Genomic DNA, 8,704 nt, shown 5'->3' with positions numbered 1-8,704 from the left:
CTCACCGCGGCCGGCCGACCGTTTAGGCTGTCCCGTACCGGCCGTTCAAAGGGGAGGTCTCGTGCAGGTCTGGGTCAACACAGGGCTCGTCGACGCCGCGGACGCGCAGCTGTCCGCCTTCGACCACGGGCTGACCGTGGGTGACGGGGTCTTCGAGACGGTCAAAGTGACCGGCAGCGGTTCGTTCGCGCTGACCAGGCACCTGCAGCGGCTGGCCAGGTCGGCCGCCGCCATCGGGCTGCCAGAACCCGACCTCGACCTGACCCGCCGGGCCTGCGAAGCCGTCGTCGAAGCCAACCCGGTGGCCGAGCTCGGCCGGCTCCGGGTGACCTACACCGGCGGAGTCGCACCGCTGGGCTCGGAGCGCGGCGACGACGGCCCGACGCTGCTCGTCGCACTCGCCCCGCAGCCGCTCCCGACGCCCACCGTCGACGTGGTCACCGTGCCGTGGCCACGCAACGAGCGCGGCGCACTCGCCGGCGTCAAGAGCACGTCGTACGCGGAGAACGTGCTGGCCCTCGCGTACGCCAAGGAACGCGGCGGCGCCGAGGCCATCTTCGGCAACCTCGCCGGCAACCTCTGCGAAGGCACGGGCAGCAACGTCTTCGTGGTCATCGACGGCGAGCTGATCACTCCCCCGCTCGCCGCCGGCCCGCTGGCCGGCGTCACCCGCGCCCTGGTCGTCGAGTGGGTCGGCGCCACCGAGAAGGACGTGCCGCTCAGCTCGCTCACGGACGCGGACGAGGCGTTCCTCAGCGGCACCACCAGGGACGTCCAACCGATCCGGGCCGTGGACGGCAACGTGCTCGTGGCGGCACCAGGACCGGTGACCCAGAAGGCTATGGAAGTGTTCCAGGCACACGCCGCTGAGCAGGCCGACCCTTGACCTCGGCCCAGCAGCGCATGCGCGAACGAAACCCTGACGACTCACCGGTCGTTCCAACGGACATGGGCAGCCAACGCACGGAACCGTCCATCGAGGACGCCCAGGTCGACGACGCCGCCGACGACGACGTGGCCGATCGACCGCTGCGCCGCCGCATTGGCGCAGCCGCCGAACGGCTCCGCGCGCGCATCCGCCGCAACAAGGTGCTCAACACGACCTGGCGCGTCACCGTCTTCACCGTCGGAGTCGCCGTCGTCCTCACCGGGCTGGTCATGCTCCTCACGCCGGGCCCCGGCTGGCTCGGCATCGTCCTCGGCTTCGCGATCCTCGCCAGCGAGTTCGTCTGGGCCCGCCACGTCCTGCGCCGCGCCCAGCGCGCCGCGAAGGCGGCCAAGGACAAGGCGATGCACCCGAAGGTGCGCCGCCGCAACCAGATCCTCACCGTCCTCGCAGGTGTCGCCGTCATCGCCGTCTGCACTGGCTACGTCACCCTCTTCGGGCTCACCCTGCCCTGGAACGCGGACATCGCGGACAAGCTGCCCTGGGTCGCGTCCCTGCTCCCCAACCTCTGGCACCCGGTATGACCACCTCCGCACCCCCTGGCTACAGTTAGCACTCAGCGGGCGATTGGCTCAGTGGAAGAGCGCCTCGTTCACACCGAGGAGGTCGCTGGTTCGATCCCAGCATCGCCCACGCGCTGGCCTCCCCTACTCATCTCGCGTTGCTCGATTTCGCGGTGAGCCGGAGTATCTTCCCGGGGGCCGAGCCCCCGGACCCCCACGTTCCCTGGACCTGGTGGAACCGACTTCCCCTGGGGGTGCCTTCGCTTCGCTCGGCACGTACCTGGAGTCCTTGGCTTCGCTTCGCTCGCCACCGGCTGCGCGGGGACAGCGCATCGTGGCACCGAAGCTTTGGGTGCCTTCGCTTCGCTCGGCGGCCGCACCAAGACCCCGGCGGGTGGGCGGCTGGGCTGGGCCTGGGTACACCGGGGGTGACGAGCGCCACACTCGGTACTACGTCCCCCTTGTGCCGGGTCGGGCGTGGCCTGGCGGCCGGCCCGATGCAGCGCACGGGTCTTGCCCGTCACCGGCCGCCCTGCCGTTGACCTGCGACGACACGACACGGCTCCGGTGCCGCATACCGCCCTACGCCCGGCAGGGCGCCTCTCGTCGACCGGGCGTCTGGTTGGGGAGAGAAAGTCGTGGGGCTGCGTTACCTCTGCCGTACTCGGTCGTTCTTCATGGCGAGCGCAGGCTGCGGTACCGCGCCGGCTCGTGGCCTCCCGCCGAGTCAACCCCCCGGGACTCGGCGGGAGGTTTCTTCTGCCCGAGGACCTTCGTCCCAAGCCTCTCCCCTCCCCGCTGTCGGTGGAATTTCGCGCTCCGAGGCGACGTTCCAGATAGAGCAACGGGGACTACGAGAACCGAGAGAAGGACTTGAGGTGGCAACGACCGAGCTGACCGAAGCCAACTTCAGCGATGTCGTCGACGACAACGAGATCGTGCTCGTCGACTTCTGGGCCGCCTGGTGCGGTCCGTGCCGCGCCTTCGGGCCGGTGTTCGAGCGGGCGTCAGAACGACACCCGGACATCACGTTCGGCAAGGTCGACACCGATGCCGAGATCGCGCTCGCCCAGGCGCACGACATCCGCTCCATCCCGACCCTGATGATCATCCGCGACGGAGTCATCGTGTACGCGAGGCCGGGAGCGCTGCCGGAGCAGAGCCTGGAGGAGCTCATCCAGAAGACGCGCGACCTCGACATGCAACAGGTCCACGACGAGGTGGCCAAGCAAGCCAGCTGACCCAGCTTCCCCTCGAAGCGCCTGCCGAAAACAAGCCGGCGGGCGCTTCGTCATGTTCGCTGTTGACACCCCTAGACACCGCAGGCATGATCCTTGGGCAGAGGTCAGGTCACTGACCACTTACTCGTGCTACAGCCCGTGTCGGGGAGCGCCACATGCCAACGACCAGCCATCGGCGATTCCGCACTCTCACTGCCGCACTCGGACTCGTGCTCGTCCTGTCGACCGCCGCGTGCGGCGGTTCGGGCGAGTCCGGCGGCAAGACCACCATCACGTTCGCCAACTGGGCCTACGCGGAGGACGCGACCCAGGCAGGCATCAAGGATCTGGTGGAGAAGTTCGAGAAGGACAACCCGGACGTCAAGGTGAAGATGGAAGCGATCTCCTTCACCGACATAGCTCACAAAGTGCTGCTCGAAGCACGCTCGGGGAACGCACCGGACGTCACCCAGATCGCGGGCAACGACCTCTTCAGCCTCTCCGAGGCGAACCTGCTCGAACCGCTCGACGAGCACATGAGCGACGAGTACCGCAAGTCCATCATCCCGGCCGAGTTGAAGCTGGGCCAGATCGGCGGCGAACAGGTCGCCGCGCCGTGGACGGTCACCCCGTTCGGGTTCTGGTACAACAAGAAGCTCATGAAGCAGGCCGGCCTCGACCCGAACAAGCCGCCGGCCACCATGGACGACCTGCTCGACGCGATGAAGACGGTCAAGCAGAAGCTGCCTGGCGTGACCCCCATCGGTATGGACGCGACGAACCGGTCCTTCGGCCTCGACTCGTGCTGGTCGTTCATGAAGACCTTCGGCGGCGAGCCGTTCACCGACAAGAAGGCCACCGCGTCCTCGGACGGGATGGAGCAGTACCTCGAGTTCATGCGCACGGTCGGGCAGAACAAGTACACGCAGCTCAACAAGAAGATCGGCGACTTCCGCCCGATCGCCGCCGAGAACAAGCTCGCCTTCATGTGGGACGGCCCTTACCTGCAGACGGTCGTCGAGCAGACCGCCAAGATGAGCAGCGAGGAGTTCTACAAGACCTGGGGTGTGACGACGCTGCCTGAGGGCCCGGCGGGTGAGGCGTACTCCGCGCCGACCGACCACCAGCTCGCCGTCCTGAAGTCGAGCGAGAACAAGGAAGCCGCCTGGAAGTTCGTGGAGTACCTGTCCACCTCGCAGGAGGGCATGAAGTACATCATGACCACGGGCTCCTCGGTGCCGGCCGTGGCGGAGCCCGGTGGCGCCGCCGCGAAGCTCTCCGACACGCCCGTATTCGACGCGTTCCGCGACGACCTCGTCCCGACGGTGAGCAGGCCCGCCTGGGGTCCCGGTTACGGCAAGGCGTACTCGCCGGTGATGGCCGGCGTGCAGAGCGCCATGACGACCGACAAGCCGATCGCTGACATCACCGGGTCGATGCAGAAGCAAGTGGAGTCCGCGCTTCGATGACGGCGAGCACCGCGGTACGTCGCCGGCCAGCGGGAGTCGGGCGCCGCCTGCGCCGCTGGCTGGACTGGATGGCGATACCGACCATCGTCATCCTCGCGGTGGTCATCGCCTACCCGATCATCGAGGCGATCCGGGTCTCGTTCTTCGACTACAACCTGCTCGCCGGTGAGGCCGGCGCCGAGTTCAACGGCATCGAGAACTACAGCAAGCTGGCCACCGACCCGGTCTTCTGGGAGTCGCTGAAGAACACCGTCATCTTCACCGGCGGCTCGGTCGTCGGCGGCGGAATGCTCGGGCTCGTCATGGCGTTGGCCACGGAGAACCTCGGCGGTGCCTGGCGCTGGTTGCGCGGTGTGTTGCTCACGCCGTGGGCGATCCCCGTGATCGTGGTGTCGTTCCTGTTCCGCTACGTCTTCGACCAGGACAGCGGCATCCTGAACGCGCTGCTCGCCAGGGTCGGCGTCGCCGACGCCGTACCGTGGCTGACGGCGCCCGAGTGGGCGCTCGCCTCGGTCACCGCGGCGAACATCTGGTCGCAGGCACCGTTCTTCCTGCTGATCTTCACCGCCGCACTCGGCTCGGTGCCGACCGAGGTCATCGAGGCGGCCCGCATCGACCGGGCCAGCGTGTGGTCGATGATCGTGCAGATCAAGCTGTCCTACCTGCGTGGGGCCGCTCTGGTCGGCGCGCTCATCATGACCATCCAGAACTTCAACAACTTCCCGTTGATCTGGTCGATGACCGAGGGCGGACCTGCGTACAGCACCACCACCCTGCTCATCTACGTCTACCGGCTCGCGTTCACCACCTACGACCTCGGCTACGCCTCCGCGATCGGCGTGATCTGGCTCGTCCTGCTGTTGTTCCTCGCCGGCCTGTTCGTCCGCACCTTGCGAGGGGACCGCGCATGAAGACTGCGAACAGGTTGCTACGGCGGACACCCGCAGGCGTCATCATCGCCATCGCCCTGGTGATCACGCTGGCGCCCGTCTACTGGATGCTCTCCACGTCGTTCAAGAGCCCGCAGGAAGCCACCGCGCAGAACCCCACGCTGTGGCCGCACGAGTTCGGGCTCGCCAACTACGAGAAGCTGTTCGGCGGCACCCTGCCGTTCAGCAACTTCCTGGTCAACAGCATCGTCACGTCGCTCATCGCGGCCGTCGCGTCGGTCGCGATCGCCACGCTGGCCGGCTACAGCTTCTCCCGCGGTCGGTACCGGCTGCGCGGCGCGGTGAGCGTGCTCGTCCTCGCGACGCAGATGCTGCCGCTCGTGGTGCTGATCGGCCCGCTCTACCTGCTGCTGCTGAAGCTGCACCTGCTCAACACGTTCCTCGGCCTGATCCTCGGCTACACCTCGTTCACGCTCCCCTTCGCCGCCTGGATGATGAAGGGCTTCATCGACGCGATCCCGACGGAGATCGAGGAGGCTGCAAAGGTCGACGGTTACTCGCGGTTCGGCATCCTCGTCCGCGTCGTCGTGCCCATGACGATTCCCGGACTGGTCAGCACGATGGTCTTCGTCTTCATGAACGCCTGGAACAACCTGCTCTACCCGCTGACGCTGATGAGCACGAACACCAAGCTCACCCTGCCGCCGGGCTTGCTGCAGAGCTTCACCGGGCAGTTCAAGACCGACTGGGGCGGCATGATGGCGGCGGCCTGCATCACCAGCATCCCGCTGATCATCGCGTTCTTCGCCGTACAGCGGTCCATGGTGCGGGGCATGACGGCAGGAGCACTGGCAGGCACATGAGCACGCCCACACCGAGGTTCCACGACCGGGTCGCCGTGGTCACCGGCGCCGCCGCCGGCATCGGCCGTGCCATCGCGCACCAGCTGGCCGCGGACGGGGCGACCGTCGTCGTCGTGGACAGGGACGCCGATAGTGCAGCGACCGTCGCCGCCGAGCTGGCCGCGTACGGCACCGAGGCGCAGGTACGTACGGTCGACCTGGCCGACCGAGCTGCACGTGCCGGTCTCGTACCGGACGTCGCGGCGGCGCTCGGTCGCGTGGACGTCCTGGTGAACAACGCCGCGGCGCTCGGTGCCCGGCTGGAGCTCGCCGCGCTGGACGAGGACGACTGGGCGACGGTCATCGACACCAACCTCACGGCGACCGCGTTCCTCAGCAAGGACGCCGCGCTCGACATGGGGCGCAGGGGCGCAGGGGTGATCGTCAACCTCGCGAGCCTGCAGGCGGAGCTGCCGCTGCCCGCCCACATCGCGTACGTCGCGAGCAAGGGCGGGATCGCCGCGCTCACCCGGGCGCTGGCCGTCGAGCTCGCGCACACCGGTATCAGGGTGAACGCGGTCGTGCCCGGCATGATCGGCTCCCCCGGCCTCACCGAGGAGTTCGCCCACACGGCCGCCACCTCGGCCGCCGCGTCGGCGCCGGCACCGAACCTCGTCGGCCGGCTCGGCACCCCGGACGAGGTCGCGGGCGTCGTCGCGTACCTCGCCTCCGACGACGCCGCGTACGTCACCGGCGCCCTCTGGGAGGTCGACGGCGGCCGCCGGCTGAGCCGGCAACCCGACCCACTGCTGGCCGACAGGCAACCGGCACCTCACGGCAAGGACTGACGATGGCGCCCATCTCGCTGCGCGGAGTAGAGAAGCGATTCGGTGAGGTCACCGCGTTGGCGCGGTGTGACCTGGAGATCGACGACCACGAGTTCCTCGTGCTCGTCGGGCCGTCCGGCTCAGGCAAGACCACGCTGCTGCGCATCATCGCCGGTCTGGAGGAGGCCACCGCAGGCGAGACCTGGTTCGGCGAGTCGCAGGTCGACGACCTGGACGTCGGCGACCGCGACATCGCCATGGTGTTCCAGAACTACGGGCTCTACCCGCACATGTCCGTCTACGGCAACATGGCGTTCGGCCTGCGCAGGCGCAAGCTCACCCGGGAGGCCATCGAGGAGAAGGTGCGGGCGACGGCGAAGCTGCTCGGCATCGACGCGCTGCTCGACCGCAAGCCGAAACAGCTCTCCGGTGGTCAGCGGCAACGCGTCGCGCTGGGCCGTGCGATCGTCCGCGACCCGGCCGTCTTCCTGCTCGACGAGCCGTTGTCCAACCTGGACGCGCACCTGCGAGTGCAGATGCGCGCGGAGATCCTCAGCGTGCACCGCGCCGTCACCGCGACCGCCGTCTACGTCACCCACGACCAGATCGAGGCCATGACGATGGGCGACCGGATCGCCGTGATGAACCACGGCGAGATCCAGCAGGTCGGCACCCCGGACGAGTTGTACGACCGGCCTGTCAACCGCTTCGTCGCTGGCTTCATCGGCACTCCCGCGATGGGGTTCCTCGAGGTCGAACGCGACCCGCAGGCGTCCGCTCTCCGCAGCGACCAGGTGTCGCTTGCGCTGACCGACGAGCAGGCCGCAGCGCTGCCCGCGGACACGAGCTCGTTCGTCGCCGGGATCAGGCCGGAGCACCTGCGGCTCGACCGCGACCAGCCGGACGGCTCGACGGTCACCGGCAGGGTCAGCATCGTGGAGCCGCTCGGCTCGGAGCAGCACGTGGTGGTCGACGTCGCCGGTCAGCTCGTCACCGCCAGGTTGCCACGTGAGGATAAGGTCGAACCGGAGGCGACGGTGACGTTCACCGTTCCCGCCGGCCGCTTCCATGTCTTCGACGTCGACACAGGGATCGCCTACCGATGAGCTGCACACTAGACGGCGCTACCGTCGCCCTCCTGACCCCGCTGGACGAGAACGCGAACATCGACGAGGCGGCCCTCGACCGGCTGCTGCGCCGGGTGCTCGACGGTGGTGTCACGGGGATCAGTCCCACCGGCTCGACCGGCGAAGGTGCCAGGCTGTCGCGTGCACAGCGGCTGGAGATGACCCGTCTGGTACGGAAGCTCGTGCCCGAGACGACGCCGGTGATCCCCGGCCTGCCGCTCACCTCGATCGCCGAAGGTGCCGAGGAGCTCGCGCAGCAGGCCGACCAGGGCGCGTCCGGTGCCCTCGTCGCGCCGCCGTACTACTACCCGCTCTCCGACGAGGAGGCCCGCCGGCTGTACCTCGACCTGGCCGACCGCGCGGCCCTGCCGCTCGTGCTCTACAACATCCCGGTGTTCACCAAGGTCAAGTTCGCGCCGACCGTCGTGGCCGAGCTCGCCGAGCACCCGAACATCGTCGGCATAAAGGACTCCAGTCGCGACATCGAGTACTTCCAGGAGCTCGCCGGCAGGACCGAGAACAGCGACTTCTCCGTCATCACCGGCTCGGACACGTTCTTCATCGCCTGCCTGCTCGCCGGCGGCGTCGGCACCATCGCCGCCAGTGCGAACCTGGTGCCGCAGCTGCCCGCCGGCATCTACCGCGCCGTGCAGGACGGCGACATCGAGAAGGCCAGCCAGCTCGAACGCGACCTCAGGCGGGTCATCCATATCTGCCGGGTCGGTAACCTGCCGGCGGCGTGGAAGGCGGCACTCGCCCACCTCGACGTGATCCAGCCGTACCTCGCGGCACCCGCCGCACCGCTGCCCGCCGTGCTGCGCGAGGAGCTCGTCCGGGAACTGACCGCCGCCGGCGTCTCCTGACCGCGATGGACCTCTCC

Annotated in this window: 9 protein-coding genes and 1 tRNA gene; all 10 read left to right on the top strand. The window is 68.4% G+C overall.

From position 1 onward, the window contains the following. The first annotated feature begins 61 nt into the window (after positions 1 to 61). The 10 genes from GEV07_19910 (at position 62) to GEV07_19865 (ending at position 8,687) form a co-directional block, all read left to right on the top strand. Positions 62 to 886 (top strand): 4-amino-4-deoxychorismate lyase, encoded by an 825-nt coding sequence (locus GEV07_19910; GenBank protein MQA04882.1) that lies wholly within the window; start codon positions 62 to 64, stop codon positions 884 to 886. A gap of 62 nt (positions 887 to 948) precedes the next feature. Continuing rightward, positions 949 to 1,470, top strand: coding sequence for a TIGR02611 family protein (locus GEV07_19905; protein ID MQA04881.1), 522 nt, complete (start codon positions 949 to 951; stop codon positions 1,468 to 1,470). 37 nt (positions 1,471 to 1,507) lie between these two features. After that, positions 1,508 to 1,579, top strand: a tRNA-Val gene (locus GEV07_19900). Between the two features lie 748 nt (positions 1,580 to 2,327). Further along, entirely contained in the window at positions 2,328 to 2,690 is a 363-nt protein-coding gene (gene trxA, locus GEV07_19895; GenBank protein ID MQA04880.1) for a thioredoxin, read from the top strand. Positions 2,691 to 2,845: 155 nt separating this feature from the next. After that, entirely contained in the window at positions 2,846 to 4,138 is a 1,293-nt protein-coding gene (locus GEV07_19890) for an extracellular solute-binding protein (GenBank protein MQA04879.1), read from the top strand. Further along, positions 4,135 to 5,049, top strand: coding sequence for an ABC transporter permease subunit (locus tag GEV07_19885; protein ID MQA04878.1), 915 nt, complete (start codon positions 4,135 to 4,137; stop codon positions 5,047 to 5,049). The genes GEV07_19890 and GEV07_19885 overlap by 4 nt, the downstream gene beginning before the upstream one ends. Next, positions 5,046 to 5,891 carry an ABC transporter permease subunit gene (locus tag GEV07_19880; protein MQA04877.1) on the top strand — a complete coding sequence of 282 codons (846 nt, stop codon included), beginning with the start codon at positions 5,046 to 5,048 and terminating at the stop codon, positions 5,889 to 5,891. Before GEV07_19885 ends, GEV07_19880 begins: the two co-directional genes overlap by 4 nt. Next, positions 5,888 to 6,718: an SDR family oxidoreductase gene (locus GEV07_19875; GenBank protein ID MQA04876.1), complete on the top strand. Its 831-nt coding sequence runs from the start codon at positions 5,888 to 5,890 to the stop codon at positions 6,716 to 6,718. The genes GEV07_19880 and GEV07_19875 overlap by 4 nt, the downstream gene beginning before the upstream one ends. A gap of 2 nt (positions 6,719 to 6,720) precedes the next feature. After that, positions 6,721 to 7,803: a sn-glycerol-3-phosphate ABC transporter ATP-binding protein UgpC gene (ugpC, locus tag GEV07_19870; protein ID MQA04875.1), complete on the top strand. Its 1,083-nt coding sequence runs from the start codon at positions 6,721 to 6,723 to the stop codon at positions 7,801 to 7,803. Then, positions 7,800 to 8,687, top strand: coding sequence for a hypothetical protein (locus GEV07_19865; protein MQA04874.1), 888 nt, complete (start codon positions 7,800 to 7,802; stop codon positions 8,685 to 8,687). The genes ugpC and GEV07_19865 overlap by 4 nt, the downstream gene beginning before the upstream one ends. The last annotated feature ends 17 nt before the right edge of the window (positions 8,688 to 8,704 follow it).

It is taken from the genome of Streptosporangiales bacterium (assembly GCA_009379825.1).
Lineage (GTDB): Bacteria > Actinomycetota > Actinomycetes > Streptosporangiales > WHST01 > WHST01.
This window is presented reverse-complemented; position numbering and strand designations above follow the sequence as displayed.